19 protein-coding genes and 1 riboswitch are annotated in these 20,474 nt (G+C 75.3%); of the genes, 10 read left to right on the forward strand and 9 right to left on the reverse strand.

The annotated features are described in order from the left end of the window. Nucleotides 1-42 precede the first annotated feature (42 nt). Nucleotides 43-1,017 carry a 16S rRNA (cytosine(1402)-N(4))-methyltransferase RsmH gene (rsmH, locus tag ABZ885_RS09955; protein ID WP_360185770.1) on the reverse strand — a complete coding sequence of 325 codons (975 nt, stop codon included), beginning with the start codon at nt 1,015-1,017 and terminating at the stop codon, nt 43-45. A gap of 599 nt (nt 1,018-1,616) precedes the next feature. Here rsmH and ABZ885_RS09960 point away from each other — a divergent pair. From ABZ885_RS09960 to ABZ885_RS09975, 4 genes are all read left to right on the forward strand, one after another. Then, nucleotides 1,617-2,159, forward strand: a complete 543-nt coding sequence (locus tag ABZ885_RS09960; protein WP_360185773.1) for a carbonic anhydrase — start codon at nt 1,617-1,619, stop codon at nt 2,157-2,159. 387 nt (nt 2,160-2,546) lie between these two features. Continuing rightward, nucleotides 2,547-3,512: a MoxR family ATPase gene (locus tag ABZ885_RS09965; RefSeq protein WP_360185821.1), complete on the forward strand. Its 966-nt coding sequence runs from the start codon at nt 2,547-2,549 to the stop codon at nt 3,510-3,512. 1 nt (nt 3,513) lies between these two features. Then, a complete protein-coding gene (locus tag ABZ885_RS09970) occupies nt 3,514-4,836 on the forward strand; it encodes a DUF58 domain-containing protein (RefSeq protein ID WP_360185775.1) in 1,323 nt (440 codons plus the stop codon). Beyond that, complete coding sequence (locus ABZ885_RS09975; protein WP_360185778.1) at nt 4,833-7,286, forward strand: DUF3488 and transglutaminase-like domain-containing protein; 2,454 nt, start codon at nt 4,833-4,835, stop codon at nt 7,284-7,286. Before ABZ885_RS09970 ends, ABZ885_RS09975 begins: the two co-directional genes overlap by 4 nt. A gap of 75 nt (nt 7,287-7,361) precedes the next feature. On the opposite strand, the gene ABZ885_RS09980 is transcribed toward ABZ885_RS09975, so the two are convergent. The 3 genes from ABZ885_RS09980 to ABZ885_RS09990 form a co-directional block, all read right to left on the reverse strand. Further along, nucleotides 7,362-7,751, reverse strand: a complete 390-nt coding sequence (locus tag ABZ885_RS09980) for a DUF3040 domain-containing protein (RefSeq protein ID WP_360185781.1) — start codon at nt 7,749-7,751, stop codon at nt 7,362-7,364. A 365-nt stretch (nt 7,752-8,116) separates the two neighbouring features. After that, complete coding sequence (locus ABZ885_RS09985) at nt 8,117-8,869, reverse strand: methyltransferase domain-containing protein (protein ID WP_360185783.1); 753 nt, start codon at nt 8,867-8,869, stop codon at nt 8,117-8,119. A gap of 96 nt (nt 8,870-8,965) precedes the next feature. Next, nucleotides 8,966-9,568, reverse strand: a complete 603-nt coding sequence (locus ABZ885_RS09990) for an SAV_6107 family HEPN domain-containing protein (protein ID WP_360185785.1) — start codon at nt 9,566-9,568, stop codon at nt 8,966-8,968. 616 nt (nt 9,569-10,184) lie between these two features. Between ABZ885_RS09990 and ABZ885_RS09995 the strand changes: the two genes are divergently transcribed. After that, nucleotides 10,185-10,817: a DUF4126 domain-containing protein gene (locus ABZ885_RS09995; protein ID WP_360185788.1), complete on the forward strand. Its 633-nt coding sequence runs from the start codon at nt 10,185-10,187 to the stop codon at nt 10,815-10,817. A gap of 9 nt (nt 10,818-10,826) precedes the next feature. Beyond that, nucleotides 10,827-12,323, forward strand: a complete 1,497-nt coding sequence (locus ABZ885_RS10000) for an NAD(P)/FAD-dependent oxidoreductase (RefSeq protein WP_360185791.1) — start codon at nt 10,827-10,829, stop codon at nt 12,321-12,323. Nucleotides 12,324-12,372: 49 nt separating this feature from the next. On the opposite strand, the gene ABZ885_RS10005 is transcribed toward ABZ885_RS10000, so the two are convergent. Together ABZ885_RS10005 and metF are read right to left on the reverse strand one after the other, a co-directional pair. Further along, on the reverse strand, nt 12,373-13,275 hold the full coding sequence (locus tag ABZ885_RS10005) for a hypothetical protein (protein ID WP_360185793.1): 903 nt from the start codon (nt 13,273-13,275) through the stop codon (nt 12,373-12,375). A gap of 141 nt (nt 13,276-13,416) precedes the next feature. Beyond that, nucleotides 13,417-14,331, reverse strand: a complete 915-nt coding sequence (metF, locus tag ABZ885_RS10010; RefSeq protein ID WP_360185795.1) for a methylenetetrahydrofolate reductase [NAD(P)H] — start codon at nt 14,329-14,331, stop codon at nt 13,417-13,419. A gap of 243 nt (nt 14,332-14,574) precedes the next feature. Between metF and ABZ885_RS10015 the strand changes: the two genes are divergently transcribed. Then, nucleotides 14,575-15,681, forward strand: coding sequence for a polyprenyl synthetase family protein (locus ABZ885_RS10015; RefSeq protein WP_360185798.1), 1,107 nt, complete (start codon nt 14,575-14,577; stop codon nt 15,679-15,681). A gap of 31 nt (nt 15,682-15,712) precedes the next feature. On the opposite strand, the gene thiE is transcribed toward ABZ885_RS10015, so the two are convergent. The 3 genes from thiE to ABZ885_RS10030 are packed head-to-tail and all read right to left on the reverse strand — an operon-like array spanning nt 15,713 to nt 17,977. After that, nucleotides 15,713-16,363, reverse strand: a complete 651-nt coding sequence (thiE, locus tag ABZ885_RS10020; RefSeq protein ID WP_360185800.1) for a thiamine phosphate synthase — start codon at nt 16,361-16,363, stop codon at nt 15,713-15,715. Continuing rightward, complete coding sequence (locus tag ABZ885_RS10025; protein ID WP_360185803.1) at nt 16,363-16,728, reverse strand: Rv2175c family DNA-binding protein; 366 nt, start codon at nt 16,726-16,728, stop codon at nt 16,363-16,365. The genes thiE and ABZ885_RS10025 overlap by 1 nt, the downstream gene beginning before the upstream one ends. Nucleotides 16,729-16,780: 52 nt before the next feature. Beyond that, entirely contained in the window at nt 16,781-17,977 is a 1,197-nt protein-coding gene (locus ABZ885_RS10030; protein WP_360185805.1) for an FAD-dependent oxidoreductase, read from the reverse strand. Nucleotides 17,978-18,142: 165 nt separating this feature from the next. After that, nucleotides 18,143-18,255, forward strand: a riboswitch (TPP riboswitch). Between ABZ885_RS10030 and thiO the strand changes: the two genes are divergently transcribed. From thiO to ABZ885_RS10045, 3 genes are all read left to right on the forward strand, one after another. Then, the gene (gene thiO, locus ABZ885_RS10035) at nt 18,248-19,417 is read left to right on the forward strand and encodes a glycine oxidase ThiO (protein WP_360185808.1); all 1,170 of its coding nucleotides are present in this window, start codon (nt 18,248-18,250) and stop codon (nt 19,415-19,417) included. (Overlaps the previous riboswitch by 8 nt.) Next, entirely contained in the window at nt 19,414-19,623 is a 210-nt protein-coding gene (gene thiS, locus ABZ885_RS10040) for a sulfur carrier protein ThiS (RefSeq protein WP_360185811.1), read from the forward strand. Before thiO ends, thiS begins: the two co-directional genes overlap by 4 nt. Nucleotides 19,624-19,626: 3 nt before the next feature. Beyond that, a partial coding sequence (locus tag ABZ885_RS10045) for a thiazole synthase (protein WP_360185813.1) occupies nt 19,627-20,474 on the forward strand: 848 nt, incomplete at its 3' end.

The following is a 20,474-nucleotide window of genomic DNA, read 5'->3' on the forward strand; positions in this document are numbered from 1 at the left end:
CCCCACGCTCTCTCCTCCGCCCTTCGGCCCGCCCCGGCCCGCTCAGCCCCGGGTGCTTCGGTCCCTGATCCTCTCCGCCACCCGCAGCCGCACGGGCGCGGCGCGCCGGTTCTCCTCGATCTCCTCCTCGGTGGCCTGCTCGGCACCGCGGGTGATCAGCTTGAGCCAGGGCTGGTGCTCCTCGGGGACGAACGGCAGCCCCGGCGGGGCGGTGCTGGTCGCCCCGGCGGCGAGGTACTGCTTGACCAGGCGGTCCTCCAGCGACTGGTAGGACATCACCACGATCCGCCCGCCCAGCGCCAGCACGTCCAGAGCCCCCGGGATCGCCCGGTCCAGCACCTCCAGCTCGCCGTTGACCTCGATCCGCAGCGCCTGGAAGGTGCGCTTGGCCGGGTTGCCGCCGGTGCGGCGGGTGGCGGCCGGAATGGCGTTGCGGACCAACTCGACCAGACGCGCGCTGGTGGTGAACGGTTCCTTCTCGCGCTCGCGCACGATCACCGAGGCGATCTTCCCGGCGAACCGCTCCTCGCCGTAGACCTTGAGGATGCGGGCCAGCTGGCCGTGGCTGTAGGTGTTCAGCACCTCGGCCGCGCTGATCCCCCGGGTCTGGTCCATCCGCATGTCCAGCGGGGCGTCCTGCGCGTACGCGAAGCCGCGGTCGGCCTCGTCCAGCTGCATCGAGGAGACGCCGAGGTCGAACAGGACGCCCTGCACCTCGGGGATGTCCAGGCGCTCCAGCACCTCGGGGATCTCGTCGTAGACGGCGTGCACCAGGGTGGCCCGGTCGCCGAACGGCGCCAGCCGCGCGGCGGAGAGTTCGAGCGCGGACGGGTCGCGGTCCACCGCGACCAGCCGGACGTCCGGGAATTGGGTCAGCAGCGCCTCGCTGTGCCCGCCGAGGCCGAGGGTGGCGTCCACCACCACGGCGCCCGGCCGCGAGATCGCGGGAGCGAGCGCGTCCATGCACCGCTGCAGCATCACGGGGACGTGCTTGGGGGCCGGATCGTTGGTGGTCATGCGCGGTGGCGCCCTTCCTCGGTGCGGAGCAGCCCGATGTCCGGGAGCTCCGACCATTTTGGCCCACCGTGCGCCGTGAGCGGCGCCTGGGGCGTGTCCTGGTCGGCACGGCACGCCCTGCGGGAGCTTCCGGGCGCCGGGACGCGGCCCGTGGTCCCCGCCCGCTCCTGGGGGAAGGTCGTGACCGCCCGGCGCCGGGGAAGGTGCGCCAGGTGGCACGGAGCGGGTGGAGGCCACGGGCCGCGTCGGCCGCCGCACCGGCCGGAAAGGCCTGGTTGACGGGCCCCGGCGGGTGTGCTCCACTGCGCCGCAACTCTATCGCCCACGCCCCGTCAGTCAATGGCCCGCTCCGGCGCACCACCCGGGCGGCGGTACGGATCGCCGCAGGTCGCGGCCGTCCCGGCGGCCCGCCGGCGGCGCCGCGCGGGGAGGTGCGGCGGGGCCGCACGCCGGGCCCGGCAGGCCTGGGGACCGGTGGACATACCCAGCCGAAACGGTCGCCCGGGCCGCCGTGTTGTTCATATGCACTCGGTCACAGCCACGCACTCTGTAGCCCCCGACCCCACCACGGGGCGGTGATTCGCACTAACGTCTCCGATATGACAGTGACCCCCGACCGGCCCACGCCGACCGCCGCTGCCGACCCCACCGCGCCGAACATCATCGACCGCTTCGCCGCGTCCAACCGCGAGTACGCGGTGACCTTCCGCGACGGCGGCATGGACGCCCGCCCCGTCCAGAAGGTCGCCGTGGTGGCCTGCATGGACGCCCGGCTCGACCTGTTCGCCGCCCTCGGGCTCGAACTCGGCGACGCCCACGTGCTCCGCAACGCCGGCGGTGTCGTCACCGACGACACCATCCGCTCGCTCACCATCAGCCAGCGCGCCCTCGGCACCCGCTCGATCGTGCTGATCCACCACACCGGCTGCGGCCTCCTCGGTCTCACCGAGGACTTCCGGCGCGAGCTGGAGCTGGAGGTCGGCCAGCGCCCGCAGTGGGCGGTCGAGTCATTCGTCGACCTGGACGGCGACGTCCGGCAGTCCATGCAGCGGGTGCGCACCTCGCCCTTCCTGCTGCACACCGACGACGTGCGCGGCTTCGTGTTCGACGTCCACACCGGGCTGCTCCGCGAGATCGTCTGACCCCGTGCCGCCCTCTGCCGCGCACGGCGGCGCACGGCTCCCCCGCCGTCCCGCCGCCTGCGCGGCGTCCGGTACGGGCTTCCCCGGCACCCGCTCCGCGCTTCCCGGCGGGAGGGTGACTTCCGGCCGCCGCCCGGGGGAGAATGCGCCTGCCGGTCAGACCCCGAACCACCTGGGGCGGCCAGGCCGCAGGCCCCACTCCCGGCACCGGATCCGCCCGGAACCGTGCCCGGAGGGGCGGCGTCAAGCATGGGGTGGGGGCCGGCCTCGGGGTGAGGCGGGCGCAGCGTGCCAGGGAGCGTACGGGTGACGAGCTACAACGATCAGGCCGGTCTCGAAGGTCGTACGGGGGGCGATCAGCGGACGGCGGGCTACCGGCCGGCCGGCCTGCCGGAGCTCGCCGCCGTCGTGGACCGGGTGCGGGCCAACATCGAGAGCGTGATCGAGGGCAAGCCGGAGGCCGTCCGGATCGCGCTGACCGTCCTGCTCGCCGAAGGCCACCTGCTGCTCGAGGACGTGCCCGGCGTCGGTAAGACCATGCTGGCCAAGGCGCTCGCCCGGTCCGTCGACTGCACCGTGCGGCGCATCCAGTTCACGCCGGACCTGCTGCCCTCGGACGTCACCGGCACCAACATCTTCGACCAGCACCAGCGCGACTTCGAGTTCCGCCCGGGCGCGATCTTCGCGCAGATCGTGGTCGGCGACGAGATCAACCGCGCCTCGCCGAAGACCCAGTCCGCGCTGCTGGAGTCGATGGAGGAGCGCCAGGTCACCATCGACGGCACCAGCTACGAGCTGCCCTCGCCGTTCATGGTGGTGGCCACCCAGAACCCGGTCGAGATGGAGGGCACCTACGCCCTCCCGGAGGCCCAGCGGGACCGCTTCATGGCCCGGATCTCGATGGGCTACCCGAGCCCCGAGGCCGAGCTCGCCATGCTCGACGTGCACGGCGGCGCCAGCCCGCTGGACGACCTCCAGCCGGTCGCGCACGCCGCCGACATCCTGAAGCTGATCGAGCTGGTGCGCACCGTGCACATCGCCGACCCGGTCCGCCGCTACGCCGTCGACCTGGTCGGCGCCACCCGGACCAGCCACGAGCTGCGGCTCGGCGCCTCGCCGCGCGCCACCCTGCACCTGGTGCGCGCCGCCCGGGCCGCCGCCGCCCTGGACGGCCGCGACTACGTCACCCCGGACGACGTCCAGCGCCTGGCCGTCCCGGTGCTCGCCCACCGCCTGATGCCGACCGCCGAGACCCAGCTCAGCCGCCGCACCGCCGAGCAGATCGTGGCCGACCTGGTCGCCCGGCTGCCGCTGCCGCGCCCGCAGGGCGGCCCGGCCGTCCGGAGGGGCTGAGGTGGGGCCGTCCGACGCACCGTCGGGTCTGCGCGCCGGCCTGCGCGGCCTCACCACCCGGGGCCGCTCCTTCCTCGCCGCCGGGGGCACCGCGGTGGTCTGCTCCTACCTGCTCGACCAGGACGCGCTGCTGCACGTCGGCGTGCTGCTCGCGGCGCTGCCGCTGGCCGCCGCACTGCTGCTGGCCAACACCCGCTACCGGGTGGCCAGCGGGCGCCGGCTCTCCCCGAGCCGGGCGGTGGCCGGCCAGGAGGCGCGGGTCCACCTGCGGGTGGACAACGTCTCCCGGGTGCCCACCGGTCTGCTGCTGCTGGAGGACAAGGTCCCGTACGTGCTCGGGCCGCGCCCGCGGTTCGTCCTGGACCGGGTCGAGCCGCGCGGCCACCGCGAGGTGTCCTACCGGGTCCGCTCCGACCTGCGCGGCCGCTACCCGCTCGGCCCGCTCCAGCTGCGGCTCTCCGACCCGTTCGGGATGTGCGAGCTGAACCGTTCGTTCGCCGCGGCCGACGTCCTCACGGTGGTGCCGCAGGTGCAGGCCCTGCCGCACGTCCGCCTCAGCGGCGAATGGGCCGGCCAGGGCGAGAGCCGCACCCGCGCCCTGGCGCTGGCCGGTGACGACGACGTCATCCTGCGCGAGTACCGGCCGGGCGACGACCTGCGCCGGGTCCACTGGAAGTCCACCGCCCGGTACGGCGAGCTGATGGTCCGCCGCGAGGAGCAGCCGCAGAAGGCCCGGGCCACCGTCCTGCTGGACACCCGGGAGATCGGCCACCGCGGCAGCGGCCCCGCCTCCTCCTTCGAGTGGGCGGTCAGCTGCGCCGCCTCGGTCGCCGCGCACCTGCTGCAGCGCGGCTACCAGACCCGGCTGCTCACCGACACCGGACACTGCGTCCCCGGCGCGGACGCCGGCGGCGGCAACACCGCCGCCGTCGCCTCCGGCCTGATCCTGGACGCGCTCGCGGTGGTCGACCTCTCCGACGGCGGCGGCCTCTCCCGCGCCGAGGAGCCGCTGCGGGTATCCGGCGAGGGCCTGCTGGTCGCCGTCCTCGGCGACCTGGACGAACCGCAGACCGCCCGGCTGGCCCGGCTGCGCACCCGCACCGGCGGCGCGGTGGTCTTCCTGCTCGACACCGGCACCTGGGCCGGCCTGCGGATGCTCGCCCCGGACACCGGCGGGGAGGAGTTCCAGGCCCGGGTCCGCCAGCTGCGCGAGGCCGGCTGGACCGTCCTGCCGGTCCGCGCCGGGGACTCCGTGCCCGACCTGTGGCAGGCCGCCGACCGGGCCGAGTCGCCCTCCCCCTACCGAGATGAGGCCGGCGCGTGACCACCCGGGCCAAACTGACCGTGTACTCGGCGCTGGCCACCGCCCTGGCCGCGCTCTGCCTGACCCCGCTGCTCACCACCAAGGGCTGGATCACCCACGCCTTCCTGGTGACCGCGCTGATCGCGGCGGCCGGCGCGGGCCTGCGCCGCACCCCCTTCTACCGCTGGACGGTCCCGCTCGGACAGCTGGTCGTCCTGTTCGTGCTGCTGCTCGTCGGCTTCGCGAGCGCCACCAACCGGTTCGGCGGGCTGGTGCCCGGCACCGAGTCGGTGCACACCCTCGGCCGGGTGCTCGACCGCGGGCTGGCCGACATCCAGGAGTACGCCATCCCGGCGCCGCCCAACCCGGGCCTGCGGCTGATCCTGGTCGGCTCGGTCGGGCTGATCGCCATCGTGGTGGACACCATCGCCGTGACCTACCGGCGCTCCGCCCTCGCGGGGCTGCCGCTGCTCGCGCTCTACTCGGTCGGCAACGGGCTGGCCGGCGACCGGGGCAGCTGGATCTGGTTCGGGCTGGCCGCCGCCGGCTACCTGGTGCTGCTGTTCGCCGAGGGCCAGGACCGGGTCTCCCGCTGGGGCCGCGTGTTCCGCGGCACCTCGCGCGGCACCGAGGGCAGCGGCTCGCTCAGCGTGGGCGGCCAGCAGGTCGGCGTCCTCGCCCTGGCGATGGCGATGCTGCTGCCGGTCTTCCTGCCGCACTGGGAGGGCGGCCTGATCCACTCCGGCTCCAAGGGCGGCAACAACGGCCCGGGCATCGGCGGCGTCGCCAGCCTCGACCCGCTGGTCACCCTGGAATCCGCGATCGCCGAGCCCCGCGACACCGAGCTGCTCACCTACCGGATGGACAGCACGGTCGCGGACACCACCTATCTGCGTACCGGCTCGCTGGACGCGTTCGACGGTGCCGCGTGGAAGCTCACCAACCCCGCCACCATGGACCTCAAGCCCGACTTCCTCGCCCCGGAGGGCCTGCGCGGGCTGGACGTCCCGCCGATCGAGGGCGACTTCCAGATCGGCGACAAGCTGGAGTCCGCCTGGCTGCCGATGCCCTACCCGCCCAAGAGCGCCAAGGTGCCGAACGCGTCCGACTGGCGGGTGGACACCGTCACCGGCACCGTCGTCCCGGCGAAGGGCAAGGAGAAGGCGGTCAAGGGCCTGCACTACCAGGTCACCGCCTACGACGTCCGCCCCACCGCCAAGGAGCTGCAGCAGGCGCCGCCCGCCCCGAACCAGATCCTCCAGCGCTACACCGACCTGCCCAAGGACCTGCCGCCGGTCGTCAGGAAGCAGGCCGAGGAGATCACCAGGAACGCCCACAACGCCTACGACAAGGCGCTGGCGCTCCAGGACTTCTTCACCGGGCCCGACTTCACCTACGACACCAAGATCAAGGCCGGGACCGGCAGTTCGGCCATCGAGGTCTTCCTGCGCGACCGCCGGGGCTTCTGCGTGCACTTCGCCTCCACCATGGCGGCGATGTCCCGCGCCCTCGGCATCCCGGCCCGGGTCGCGGTCGGCTTCACCCCGGGCAACACCAAGGGCGGCAACGTCTACTCGGTGACCGGCCTGATGTACCACGCCTGGCCGGAGCTGTACTTCGAGGGCTTCGGCTGGATGCGCTTCGAGCCGACCAAGAGCCGCGGCGTCGAGCCCCGCTACACCGAGCCGGTCGCGGCGCCCACCACCGCGCCGACCGCCTCGCCCACCGTGACCGCGCAGAGCTCGGCACCGGTCGCGCTGCCGTCCAGCAGCAGCGACTGCGACCCGAAGCTGCGCCGCACCGGCGACTGCGGGGACAAGAAGAAGACCGCCGACGCCGGCCAGGAGGATTCCGGGCTGCTCTCCTGGCAGGTCCTGGCCACCGTGGCCGGGGTCCTCGTGCTGATCGCACTGCTGCTCCTCCCGGCCCTCTGGCGGACGCTGCTGCGCCGCCGCCGGCTCGGCACGGGCGGGCGGCGCCGGCCCGGCGGGGACGGCCCGGCGGAGCTGACCGACGAGCAGGTGCTGGCCGCCTGGGCCGAACTGGTCGACTCGGCGTGGGACATCGGCATCCCGCCGGACGAGTCGCGCACCCCGCGCGCCGCCGCCCGCCGGATCGCCGAGACGGCCGAGCTGGACGAGGCCTCGGCGGCCGCCGCCGGCCGGGTCGCGCTGGCCACCGAGCGGGTGCTCTACGCCCGGTCCGCCGAGGTGTCGGCGCCGGTGCTGGCGGACGTCCGGACCGCCCGGGACGGCCTGCGGGCCGGTGTCGGCCGGGTCGGCCGGACCAGGGCGCTGCTGCTCCCGCCGTCCTCGGCCCAGCTCTGGTGGCGGATCTCCGACGCGGTGCTGTCCGTGCGGCTCGCGGTGCGCCGCCGGGTGGCCCGGGCGGTCGGCGCGGTCACCGCACCGGTCCGCCGGACCGCGGGCCGGCTGCGCCGCCGCGGCGGCCCCGCGGAGGGGCAGGACTGAGCAGGGAAACGCCGAGGGCGGGTAGTCGGTCCGACTACCCGCCCTCGTGGCGTTCCTGCCCGGCGTGCTTCCTGCTCAGAAACCGCCGGTCTGCTCGTCCCGGCGGCGCTGCCAGCGCTGCTCGACCCGGTCCATCATCCCCGCCTTGCGGCGCGGCGCGGCGGGGGGACGAGGACCGGACGCCTGACCCGCCGGACCGCGGCGCCAGCCCGTCACGGCGAAGACCGCACACCCCAGCATCACCAGGAACCCGACGACGCTGACCCAGATCTGGTCGGGGACGACCATGCCGCCCATCAGCAGGCCGATACCCACCACGAAGCCGCCTACGGCCAGATAGACCCGCCGACGGGTGTGGGTGCGCAGCCCGGTTCCCTCGAGCGCCGACGCGAATTTGGGATCTTCGGCATACAGCGCTCGCTCCATCTGGTCGAGCAGTCGCTGCTCGTGCTCCGAGAGCGGCACGGAGTCCTCCTACTCGTCGGTCGCGGGTGCGACCGGTCCGCCGCCCCGGTCGGGGAGGCAAGTCCAATCAGCCTTGAGAACACGCGGTCGGACGCCTGTGCGGGGGCCCGGGTCCGTGTGGTCCATATGCCCCCTGCATCCGGCTGTCATGCTTTCCGGCTTTACCCAGATCATACGGTCCGCGGGCCCGTTCCGGAGTGGTCGGCCACGCCTGGGCCGGGGCACTTCGGGCGGTCCGCCGCCGCACTGGGCACAACGCGAGAAGGCCCGGACAAGTGCCCGACCGGGTGGAATCGGCCGGGACCTGGGGAGCTCCGGAGGAGACGGGGTGGCGTTCGGACGGAGAACGGCCGTGGCCGCCCCGGTCAGACCAGGGTGGCGAGCAGGTGCAGCTGGGTCGCGACGGCGTGGAAGGCGGGCTGCCCGGCGGCGGCCTCCTCCAGCTTGAGCAGCGCCTCCACCGCGCCCGGCTCGGTGTCCACCAGGACACCGGGGACCAGGTCGGCGAAGACCCGGACGCCGTGCACCGACTCCACCCGCAGGCCGGCGCCGGCCGCCAGCCGGTCCAGCTCCTCGCCGGTGAAGCGGCGCGGCATCGGGTCGCCCTCGCCCCAGCGGCCGTCGGCGGCCGTCAGCACCGCCCGCGCGTCGTTGAAGTGCCCGCCCAGCGCCCTGGCCAGCACCGCACCGTTGCGGTTGGCGGCCAGCAGGCTGACGAAGCCGCCGCGGCGCAGGGTGCCGGCCAGGCTGCCGAGCGCCTCGGCCGGGTCGTCGACGACCTCCAGCACGCCGTGGCAGAGCACCGCGTCGACGGTGCCGGGCGCGACCAGCTCGGGCAGCGTCTGGGTGTCGCCCTGGACGGCGCGGACCAGGTCGGTCACGCCGGCCTCGGCGGCCCGCCGCTCCAGCGCGAACAGCGCGTCCGGGCTCGGGTCGACCACGGTGACCCGGTGGCCGAGCCGGGCGACCGGCACGGCGAAGTTGCCGGTGCCGCCGCCGGTGTCGACCACGTCGAGCACCGGCTGCTCCAGCTCGGCCGCCCGCTTCTCCAGGGCTGACCGCACCACCTCCCACACCACGGCGGTACGCAGGGCGCTGCGGGGACGCGTCGGGTACAAGGCGGGGCTCCTCGGCACGTGCAGATCGATCAGGATGCCTCCACCTTAGGGCCTGCCCGGTGGAACGGACCGGCGGGCCGCCGCCCGGCCGGGCGCTCAGGCCACCCGGTCCCGGCCGTCCCCGCCGTCCGGCGGCAGCCGCGGGGCGGGCGGCACCGGATGCAGGCCGAGCAGCCGCTCGGCCAGCCGCAGGAAGAGTGCGCAGTTGCGGATCAGGTCGTCCGCGTCGCGGGCCGAGGCGGCGCCCCTGATCCCGGCCTCGGCGGCCGCCCGGCGGCGCGCGCCGGCCGCGAAGTACCCCGCCCACTCGGCGAGCTCGGGCGCGACCTCGGGCAGCACCTCCCAGGCACTGCGGATCGCCCGGCGCCGCCGGGGGCTCTTCTCCGGCCGGCCCCGGACGGCGAGCACCGCCGCGACGGTGCGCAGCGCCGCGAGGTGGGCGGTGGCGTACCGCTCCAGCGGGTCCTCCAGGGTGCGGGAGCGGGCGAGGGTGCGGTGGGCGTCGGCGAGCAGGTCCAGCGCGGCGGGCGGGGCGGTGACCCGGCGCTGCACCGGGTGGACGTCCCCGTCGGCCGGAACGTGGCCCCCCGGCTGGTGCGGAACGGCCGGCTGGTGCGGGACGGCCGGCCGGTGGCCGTCCGGACGGTGGGCGGCGGAGTGGAGGCGGGCGGTGACGGGCTCAGGACGACTGACGGTCATGGTCTCCCCCGTTCCGAGGCAGCGCACGGACCGGATGATCCGTGCTCCCCCATCGTGAACGGCACCACTGACAACGCGTCCCCGGGCCGTTGCACGGCCGTTCGCACTCCGGGCATGCGTGCGGGCGGCAGTCGCCGGCCGATCCCTCATCAGCCGCGGGCCTGTCGGCCCCGCGTCCCGCCGCCCCGCACCTGCCGGAGCGCCGCCCCCACCCGGCGCCCCGCATTCCCCCCGGGGTCGCCGGCTCCCCCTGACCCCGCTCCGCCGCCCCGTGTCGGCGGTGCGCGGTCCGTGACCGGCCTCCGGTGCGGACCCGCCGGTGCCACCCGCCGGCCCCTCGCGAGCCGATGGGCGGCACCTGTCCGCCGTACCGGGACGGCGGCGCCCGACGCGCCGCCTTCCCGGTGCCCACCACTCTGCCGTCTCCGCAGGCCGGGGACCATCCGCTCGGGTACTCAACCGGGGTTCTGAGTATCCGTACTCAGTCCGGCGCGGTCCGGCCGGGTCCGGCTCGGGCCGGGGACGGGCGGCCCGTGGAACCGGGGAGCGCCCGGCCGGCGTCCCGGTACGGTACGGCGAGCCGGGCGGACCCGGCCGACACCCGGAGGAGGAACGGATGACGATCCTTCCGCTGATCTTCACCAGCGGATTGGCGAGCGGGATCAACGCGTACGCGGTGGTGCTGCTGCTCGGCCTGCTGGGCCGGTTCGCCGGGGCCGACTCGGTGCCGTCCGCCCTGGAGCGCACCGACGTGCTGGTCGTGGCGGCCGTGCTGTTCCTGCTGGAGGCGGTGGCCGACAAGATCCCGTACGTGGACAGCGTCTGGGACGCCGCCCACACCGTGATCCGCCCGGTCGCCGGCGCCGTCGTGGGCGCCCTGCTGGCCGGCGCCGACCCGGGCTCGCTGCCCGAGGTCGCGGCCGGCGCGATGGGCGGGACGACCGCGCTGGTCAGCCACCTGGTGAAGGCCTCGCTGCGGATGGCGGTCAACACCTCGCCCGAGCCGGCCAGCAACATCGTGGTCAGCCTGGCCGAGGACCTCGCCGTCGCCGGCCTGGTCACCCTGGCGATCTTCCACCCCTGGGCGGCCGCCTCGATCGCCGCCGTCCTGCTCGTCGCGGGCCTGCTGCTGGTCTGGTTCGCGATCAACCGGATCCGCCGCTTCCGGGCCCGCCGCCGCGAACGCAAGGCGGCCCGCGCGGCCGGCCGGGCGCAGCCGGCGGCAGGGGTGTACACCCCGCAGCCATAGGATTCGGCCATGGCACGGATCGTCATCATCGGCGCAGGAATGAGCGGGCTCGCGGCGGCCTCCCGGCTGGCGACGCTCGGACACCGGGTGACGGTCTGCGAGGCCGCCGGGACGTACGGCGGCATGGTCGGCCGGTACGAGCGCGACGGCTTCGCCTTCGACACCGGTCCCGGGCTGCTGACCCTCCCGGCCGTCTACCGCGACCTGGCGCTGAAGACCGGCCGGGAGCCGCTGGAGGAGCTGGTCGGGCTGGCCCCGGTCGACCCGGAGAGCCGGCACCTGCTGCCCGACGGCACCGACCTGGTGCTGCCGAACGCCTCCCGCGGGGGCGTCGTCCAGGCCCTGGACGGCGCGTTCGGCTCCGGCGCGGGCGCCCGCTGGGCCGAGGTGATGAACCACGGCCGCACGGTCTGGGAGGCCACCCGCCGACCGCTGCTGGAGGAGCCGCTGCCGGCCGACACCCGGCCGCTGGGCACCGACCCGTACCCCGGGCCGCCCCCGCCGGGCCGGCTCGCCCGGCTCCTCGGCGCCAGGCCGTGGACGCTGGCCGAGGTCGCCGCCCGCGAGCTCGGCGGCCACCCGGGCCTGACCGCCCTGCTGCACGAACACGCCCTGCGCTTCGGCTTCGACCCGCGCACCGCCCCGGCCGGGGCGACCGTGCTGCCGTACATGGAGCAGTCCTTCGGCGTCTGGTACGTCAGGGGCGGCATCCGCGCGCTGGCCGACGCGGTGTACCGGCGCTGCGAGCAGCGCGGGGTGGAGTTCCGCTTCGACACCCCGGTCGAGGGGGTGCGGGAGGACGGCGGCCGCGTGTGCGGCGTCGAGACCGCGGCCGGCCGGATCGACGCCGACGTGGTGGTCTCCGCGATGGACGCCCGGGTGGGGTTCCGGGCGTCCCCCGGCAGAGCCGCGTCCCGGGACGACCGGCCGCAGCCGATGCGGGCCGCCGGTGCGCCCGGCCGGGTGGTCGTCCTGCTCGCCCTGCGCGGGGAGCGCCCGGCGGGCACCGTGCACCGCACGGTGGTGCACGCCCAGGACCGCACCGCCGAGCTGGACGGGATCTTCGGCTCCGGCACCCCGCTCGCCGGGCGCCCGACCGTCCAGGTGCTGCGCCCGGACGACCCCTCGCTGCACCCCGCCGGCCACGAGGCCGTGGTGCTGACCGCCACCACCCCGGCGACGGGCACGGACTGGACGGCGCCCGGCACGGCCGACCGCTTCGCCGACCGGATGATCGCCCAGGCGGACGCCGCCGGCCTGGGGCTGGGCGGGCGGGTGCTGTGGCGCGTGGTGCGCACCCCGGCGGACACCGGGCGGGAGACCGGCTCGTTCCTCGGTTCCGTCCCGCTGCCCGCCCTGGCCGGTGCCCGCGGCGCCTTCCTCCAGGCGCCGACCGAGCAGGCCCCCGGGTACTACCTGATCGGCGGCGCCGCCCACCCCGGCGGCGGGCTGGCCCGGGTCGGCATGTCGGCCTGCATCGCGGCCAACCTCATCGGGCCCGCGTAGCGGCCCGCGCAAGGGTCCGGGTCGGAGCGGCCCGGACGGCCTCCGGTGCTCAGCCGTGCTGCTGCCAGGTGTTCTGCTGCTGGTAGCCGTAGTCGTACTGCGGCTGCTGCGGGATGCCCTGCTGGAGCGGGTCGTGCTGCAGCGGGTCCGGCTGGGGCTGCCACTGCTGCTGCGGCTGCTGCTGCTCGTAGCCGTACTGCTGCTGCTGGTAGCCGTAGGCGTCGACCGGCTGCTGCTGGTAACCCGCGTACGGGTCCGGCTGCTGCTGGTAGCCGCCGTAGCCCTGGTCGTAGGCGAAGGCCGGCTGCTGCTGCGCCTGCCACTGCTGCTGCTGCTGCTGCGCGAGCTGGTCGTAGGACTGCTGCTGCGCGGGGTCGTAGCCGCCCTGGTAGGCCCCGGCGTACGGGTCGGCCTGGACGACCGGCTGGGCGACCGGCTGGAGCAGCTCGGTCTGCTGCTGCTCGTAGTAGGCGGACGCGTAGACGCCGTCCGCGGCGATCTCCTGCATCTCGAAGGCCGCGGTCTGCTCGACGGCCGCCGGCTCCTCGTCGGCCGGCGCCGGTTCGGGGGTCTCCTCGACCGCGCTGACCGTGCCGATCCGGTCCACCGCCACCGCGGTGGCCACGGCCGCACCACCGGTGAGCGCGCCGAGCAGCGGCACCTTGGCGAGCGGGCCGGGCAGGCCGCCGTCGGCCGTGCGCAGCGACCAGCCGGCCGCGTACCCGCGCTTCACCGAGAGGGTGACGAGGGTCTGGCCGACCGCGAACAGCGCGGCACCCGCGCCGATCAGCACGACCGAGCCCGTCGCCATTCCGGCGGGCACCCCGAGGAAGCCGGCCAGGGCGAGGGCCCGCCAGTGCACCGGGGCGCGGTTCTGCAGCAGCAGCTCGGCCACCAGCCAGAGCGCCACCACCGCCAACGCGGCGTACAGCAGCAGGTATCCGATGCCCATCCGCCCGCTACCTCCAGTCGCGTGCCCGCGCGCGCCGCGCGTGTGCGGCGACTGTACCGGTTCAACGGCCGGGGTACCGCATTGCGTTCCCGGCCGCCACGGCCGCTGCGGCCGCCGGCCCGGGCGGGCCGGCGGCGCGGCTCAGCGCCGGTGCAGACCGAGGTTCTGGTAGATCTCCAGCGTCGCGGTCGAGTGGTTCAGCGTGATGAAGTGCAGGCCGGGGGCGCCCTCCGCGAGCAGCCGCTCGGACATCGCGGTGGCGTGCTCCATGCCGACCTCGCGCAGCGTCGCCGGGTCGTCGATCGCGGCGCGCAGCCGGGCCTCCAGCTCCGCCGGGAAGGCCGAGCCGCTCAGCTGCGGGAACCGCTCCAGCTGCTTGGCGTTGGTGACCGGCATGATCTCCGGGATGATCGGCGTCTCGCAGCCGGCGGCGGTCACCCGGTCGCGCAGCCGCAGGTAGTCGTCGACCTCGAAGAACATCTGGGTGATCGCGTAGTCGGCCCCGGCGCGGATCTTCGCGACGAAGTGCCGGATGTCGTCGTCCCAGTTCGTCGAGCGCGGGTGCATGTTCGGCGAGGCGGCCACGCCCACGCAGAAGTCGCCGATGCCCTTGATCAGCTCCACCAGCTCGTACGCGTAGGTGACGCCCTGCGGGTGCTTCACCCATTCGCCCAGCGGGTCGCCGGGCGGGTCGCCCCGCACCGCGAGGACGTTGCGCACCCCCTGGTCGGCGTACTGGCCGATGATGTTGCGCAGCTCGGCGACCGAGTGGTCGACGGCCGTCAGGTGGGCGACGGGGGTCAACGTGGTCTCGGTGGCGATGCGGCCGACCATGTTGACGGTGCGCTCGCGCGAGGAGCCGCCGGCCCCGTACGTCATGCAGACGAAGTTGGGGTCGAGCGGTTCGAGGCGGCGGATGGCGTCCCAGAGACGCTGCTCACCGACCTCGCTGCGCGGGGGCATGAACTCGAAGGAGAAGGATCGCTTGCCGGCCGCCAGAAGCTCGCGGACCGTCAACGCGCGGTCTGTTCTGGTGGAAGCGACGCCGAGTGCCATGTTGGCAGGTTAACCGTCGGTCGAAGGGCCCCGACAACTCGGTTCCAGCAATTGAGACAATCAATGGACAAGGTTCCGCTTCCGTTCACCGGCCTCCCGGGGAGCCTTCCGGAGGCCCGCGGAAGGCCCTGCGGAACGGCCGCCGGCCGGCCTGCCGACCGGCCCGTCACCTCGCCCGTACAGCTGTTCCCGGCCACCCGGCTACGCTTGCTGCACCCCCAGCGAAACCTCCGGAGCCTCATCGTGACCTCGTCCACCAACCGGCCGGCCCACCCCATTGACGTGGAGGACGTGCGCGGGCGCGTCAACGCGGCCCTCGCCGGCTTCATGGACGGTCAGACGGCCCTGCTCGGCAAGATCTCCCCGCAGCTGGCACCCGCCGCCGACGCGCTCCGCGACTTCCTGCTGGACGGCGGAAAACGACTGCGCCCGGCCTTCTGCTACTGGGGCTGGCGCGGCGCCGGCGGCCCGGCCGACGGCGAGGGCATCGCCAACGCGGCCGCCGCCCTGGAGCTGCTCCAGGCGAGTGCACTGGTCCACGACGACCTGATGGACCGCAGCGACACCCGGCGCGGCCTGCCCTCGGTGCACCGCCGCTTCGAGGCGCTGCACCGCGACAGCGGCTGGCGCGGCGACCGCGAGCAGTACGGCGCCTCGGCGGCGGTGCTGCTCGGCGACCTGCTGCTGATCTGGTGCGACGAGCTGTTCCTGCGCTCCGGCCTGGACCCGGCCGCGGTACTGGCCGCCAAGCCGATGTTCGACCTGATGCGCACCGAGGTCATGGTCGGCCAGTACCTCGACGTGCTGGAGCCGGTCGCCGGCGACTCCACCGACGGCGGCGCGCTGGACCGCGCCCAGACCGTGCTGCACTACAAGTCGGCCAAGTACACGATCGAGCGCCCGCTGCAGGTCGGCGCGCTGCTGGCGGGCGCCCCGCCGGAGCTGGTCGAGGCCTACGGGGCGTTCGGCCTGCCGCTGGGCGAGGCGTTCCAGCTCCGGGACGACCTGCTCGGCGTCTTCGGCGACCCGGCGGTCACCGGCAAGCCGGCCGGGGACGACCTGCGCGAGGGCAAGCGGACCCTGCTGGTCGCGCACGCCATGCGCGGGCTCTCCGCCGCCGACGCCCGCCACCTGGACGAGCGGCTCGGCGCACCGGACCTCGCGCCCGAGGAGGTCTCCCGGCTGCGCGCGCTGGTCGGGCGCAGCGGCGCGCCGGAGCGCGTGGAGCAGCGGATCGAGGAGCTGATGCGGCAGTCGCTGGCCGCGCTGGAAGCGGCGCCGCTCGCCGACGAGCGGGCCCGTACGGTGCTGCTGGCGCTGGCCGAGGCCGCCACCGTCCGCAAGTACTGAGTACCCGGTCCGGCGGCGGCCCCGCGCGGGGTCAGGCCCGGCGCAGCCGTGCGGCGAGCGCGGCCGCGGCCGCCTGCGGGTCGTCCGCCGCGGTGATGGCCCGGACCACCACGACGCGCCGGGCGCCGGCCGCCAGCACCTCGTCCAGGTTGCCGAGGTCGATGCCGCCGATGGCGAACCACGGGCGGTCGGTGACCTGCTTCGCCGCGTACGCGACCAGGCCGAGGCCGGGCGCGTGGCGGCCCGGCTTGGTCGGGGTCGGCCAGACCGGGCCGGTGCAGAAGTAGTCGACGCCCGGCTCGGCGACCGCCGCGTCCACCTCGGACTCGGCGTGGCAGGAACGGCCGATCAGCACGTCCTCGCCGAGGATCGCCCGGGCGGCGGGCACCGGCAGGTCGTCCTGCCCGAGGTGCAGCACGTCGGGGCGGGCGGCGTGCGCGACGTCGGCACGGTCGTTCACCGAGAGCAGCTTGCCGTGCCGGCGGCAGGCGTCCGCGAAGACCTCCAGGGCCGCGAGCTCCTGCTTGGCCTCCAGGCCCTTGTCGCGGAGCTGGACGATGTCCACGCCGCCGGACAGGGCCGCGTCGAGGAACTCGGCGAGGTCGCCCTGCTCGCGGCGGGCGTCGGTGCAGAGGTAGAGCCGGGCGTCGGCGAGCCGTCCGCGCGGTGTGTCCGCGGCCATCAGATCAGCATCGCCTGGGCCCGGCGCTTCACCTCGGTGCCGCGGTTCTCCCGCAGCGCCTGGATCGGGCTGCCGGGCAGCGACGGGTCCTCGGTGAAGAGCCACTCCAGGATCTCCGTGTCGCTGTACCCGCAGTCGCGCAGGACGGTCAGGGTGCCGGACAGGTGCTTGACCAGCCCCGGGCCGTCGATGAACGCCGCCGGGACCTGCAGCGACTTGTTCGGGCCGCGCCGGACGGCGATCAGCCCGCCGTTCCTGACCAGGTCACGCACCTCGGTGACCCGGACCCCCCACTGCTCCGAGATGTCGGGCAGGTACATCCACTCGGGGACCAGGGCTTCAATCTTGCTTTCGATCTCACTCACGCCACCAGACTGCCACCTCCGCGGCCCGCCGCGCACCAACGGGCCCCCGGGGCTACCCCGCGACGGCCGACTTCAGCGGCACCGCCGGGTCCGCCGCCCGGGCCGGGTCCAGCGGCGTGCCGCGCTCGACCAGGCGGCGGCCCTGGGTGAGGTCGCGCGGGCGGTCGACGGTGAGCAGGGCGCGCAGCACGCCGTCGCGCAGCCAGAGCACCGCCCAGGACGGGTCCGCCGGCGAGCCGCGCCGGACCAGCTCGTCCCCGTCACCGTGCCGCCCGGCGTACTGGACCATCCGGCCGAACTGCTCCGACCAGAAGTACGGCACCGGGTCGTACGGCGCGTCCGCGCCGAGCACCGCGGCGGCGGCCGCCCCGCCGGACTGCAGCGCGTGGTCCCAGTGCTGGACGGTCAGCCGGGCGCCGGTCCGGGCGGACGGGTAGCTCGCGCAGTCCCCGGCCGCCCAGACGCCCGGCAGGCTGGTGCGCAGCCGCTCGTCCACCAGGACGGCTCCGGCCGCGTCGAGCTCGACGCCGGAGCCGGCCAGCCAGTCGGTCGCCGGGCGGGCGCCGATGCCGACCACCACCTCGTCGGCCGGCAGGTGCGAGCCGTCCGCGAGCAGCACCGCGCCGGGCTCGACGGCGGCGACCGCCGCGTCGCAGCGCAGCTCGACCCCGGCCTCGGCGTACCAGGCGGCCATCGCCCGGCCCACCTCGGCGGGCAGCGCACCGGGGACGGGCGCCGGGCCGGCCTCGACCACGGTCACCTCGCACCCGGCCGCGCGGGCCGCGGTGGCCACCTCGGCACCGATCCAGCCCGCGCCGACCAGCACCAGGCGCAGGCCCGGGCGGAGCAGCGGGCGCAGGGCCAGCGCGTCGTCCAGGGTGTGCAGCAGGTGCGCGCGCTCGGCGCCGGGCAGGACGCGCGGGGCGGCGCCGGTGGCGATCACCAGGGCGCCGTACGGCAGGTCACCGCCGTCGGTGTGCAGCACGCCCGGGGTGAGGCCGGTGGCGCGGCGGCCGGTGAGCAGCTCGATGCCCAGGTGGGGGAAGTCGATGTCCAGGGTGGTGGCGTCGGTCTTGCCGAGCAGCACCTCCTTGGAGAGCGGCGGCCGGTCGTACGGCGCGTGCGGCTCCTCGCCCACCAGCACGATCCGCCCGCGCCAGCCGCCCCGGCGCAGCCCCGACGCGCACTGCGCGCCGGCCAGCCCGGCCCCCACCACGACCACCTGATCCGTCCCGCTCAGCTCTGCCACGCGGTCACTGTACTGGCGCCCGCGCCCGGCCCCGGCCCCGCGTCCGCGGGCCGGGCGGCGGGACCGGCGGCGGGACGGGCCCGGGGCGGCGCCGGGCACCCCGCCCGCTCCCGTCCCACCCCTCGTACGCGCCTTCAGCGGCGACAGGGCCCGGAGTTAAGGTGGGGACACCATCACGGGAGCCCGGCGGACCGGGCTGAGAGGCGGGCTGGCACGGCCTGCGACCGTCCGAACCTGATCCGGGTCATTCCGGCGAAGGGAGAAGCAGCTTTGACACGCTCGGCACCAGGTGCCCACGCGGACGTGCTGGTGATCGGCGGAGGCGTGATCGGCCTCGCCGTCGCCTGGCGCGCGGCCCAGCGCGGGCTGGGGGACGTCGTCGTGGTCGACCCCACCCCCGGCGGCGGCGCCGCCCGGGTCGCGGCCGGGATGCTCGCCCCGGTCACCGAACTCCAGTACGGCGAGGAGCCGTTGCTGCGCCTCGGGATGGCCTCGAACGAGCGGTACGCCGCCTTCGCCGCCGAGCTCACCGAGGCGAGCGGCGGCCAGGACACGGGCTACCGCGCGTGCGGCACGCTCGCCGTCGCGCTCGACTCCGACGACCGGGCGGAGCTGCGCGAGCTGCACGACTTCCACCTGCGGCTCGGCCTCGACTCGACCTGGCTGACCGGCCGCGAGGCCCGCAAGCTGGAGCCGATGCTCGCCCCCGGCGTCCGCGGCGGCCTGCACGTGGCCGACGACCACCAGGTGGACGGCCGCCGGCTGCTGACCGCGCTGCTGCTGGCCGGCCAGGCCGCGGGCGTGATCGGCCGGCGGACCGAGGCCGTCGAGCTGCTGGTCGAGGACGGCCGCGCGGTCGGCGCCCGGCTCGGCACCGGCGAGACCGTGACCGCCGGCCAGGTGGTGCTCGCCGCCGGTCCGGAGAGCCACCGGCTGCCCGGCCTGCCCGAGGGCGTGCTGCCGGCGATCCGCCCGGTGAAGGGCCAGGTCCTGCGGCTGCGGATCCCCGAGGCGTACCGGCCGTTCCTGTCCCGCAACGTCCGCGCGGTGGTCCGTGGCCAGCACCTGTACATGGTGCCGCGCGCGGACGGCGAGCTGGTGATCGGTGCGACCAGCGAGGAGCAGGGCTACGACACCACGGTCACCGCCGGCGGGGTGTACGAGCTGCTGCGCGACGCCCACGAGCTGGTCCCCGGCATCACCGAGCTGCCGCTGGTGGAGACGTCCGCCGGGCTGCGGCCGGGCTCGCCGGACAACGCGCCGCTGATCGGGCCGACCGCGCTGCCCGGTCTGGTCGCCGCCACTGGCCACTACCGCAACGGCGTGCTGCTCACCCCGGTGACCGCCGACCTGGTCGCCGAGTACCTGGCCACCGGCACCGTGCCGGAGCCGGCCGTACCGTTCTCCCCCACTCGCTTCGCCCCGAAGGTCCCCGCATGAGCGACATCCCCCTCACCGTCAACGGCGAGCCCCGCCTGGTGCCCGCCGCGACCACCCTCGCCGAGGTGGTGACCACCCTCAGCCGGGCCAACACCGGCGTCGCCGCCGCCCTCAACGAGGCCGTGGTGCCGAGGAGTTCGTGGCCGGTCACGCAGCTCTCGGCGGGCGACCGGGTCGAGATCCTCACCGCCGTGCAGGGGGGCTGACCGATGGCCGACGACGTCCTCTCCATCGCCGGCACCGCCTTCGGCTCGCGACTGATCATGGGCACCGGCGGCGCCCCCAGCCTGGAGGTCCTGGAGCAGGCGCTGCGGGTCTCCGGCACCGAGCTGACCACGGTGGCGATGCGCCGGGTGAACGCCACCACCCAGGGGTCCGTCCTGGACGTGCTGACCCGCAACGGCATCCGCGTACTGCCCAACACCGCCGGCTGCTTCACCGCCGGCGAGGCGGTGCTGACCGCCCGGCTGGCCCGCGAGGCGCTCGGCACCGACTGGGTGAAGCTGGAGGTCATCGCGGACGAGCGGACCCTGCTGCCGGACCCGATCGAGCTGCTGGACGCCGCCGAGACGCTGGTCGACGACGGCTTCACCGTCCTCCCGTACACCAACGACGACCCGGTGCTGGCCCGGAAGCTGGAGGACGTCGGCTGCGCGGCGATCATGCCGCTGGGCTCGCCGATCGGCTCCGGCCTGGGCATCCGCAACCCGCACAACTTCCAGCTGATCGTGGAGAGCGCGAACGTCCCGGTGATCCTGGACGCGGGCGCCGGCACGGCCTCGGACGTCGCGCTGGCGATGGAGCTGGGCTGCGCCGCCGTCATGCTCGCCTCCGCGGTGACCCGGGCACAGGACCCGGTGCTGATGGCCGAGGCGATGCGGCACGCCGCCGAGGCCGGCCGGCTCGCCCACCGGGCCGGCCGGATCCCGCGCCGCTTCCACGCCGAGGCCTCCTCGGCGATGGCCGGCCGGGCCGACCTGGACATCGACGTGGAAAGAGGAGAAGATCTCCCCCGAGATCCAGCAGGCCGCGATCCCAATGCTCACGTGACTGGACG

It is taken from the genome of Kitasatospora sp. NPDC047058, from assembly GCF_040643935.1.
In the GTDB taxonomy this organism is placed as follows: domain Bacteria; phylum Actinomycetota; class Actinomycetes; order Streptomycetales; family Streptomycetaceae; genus Kitasatospora.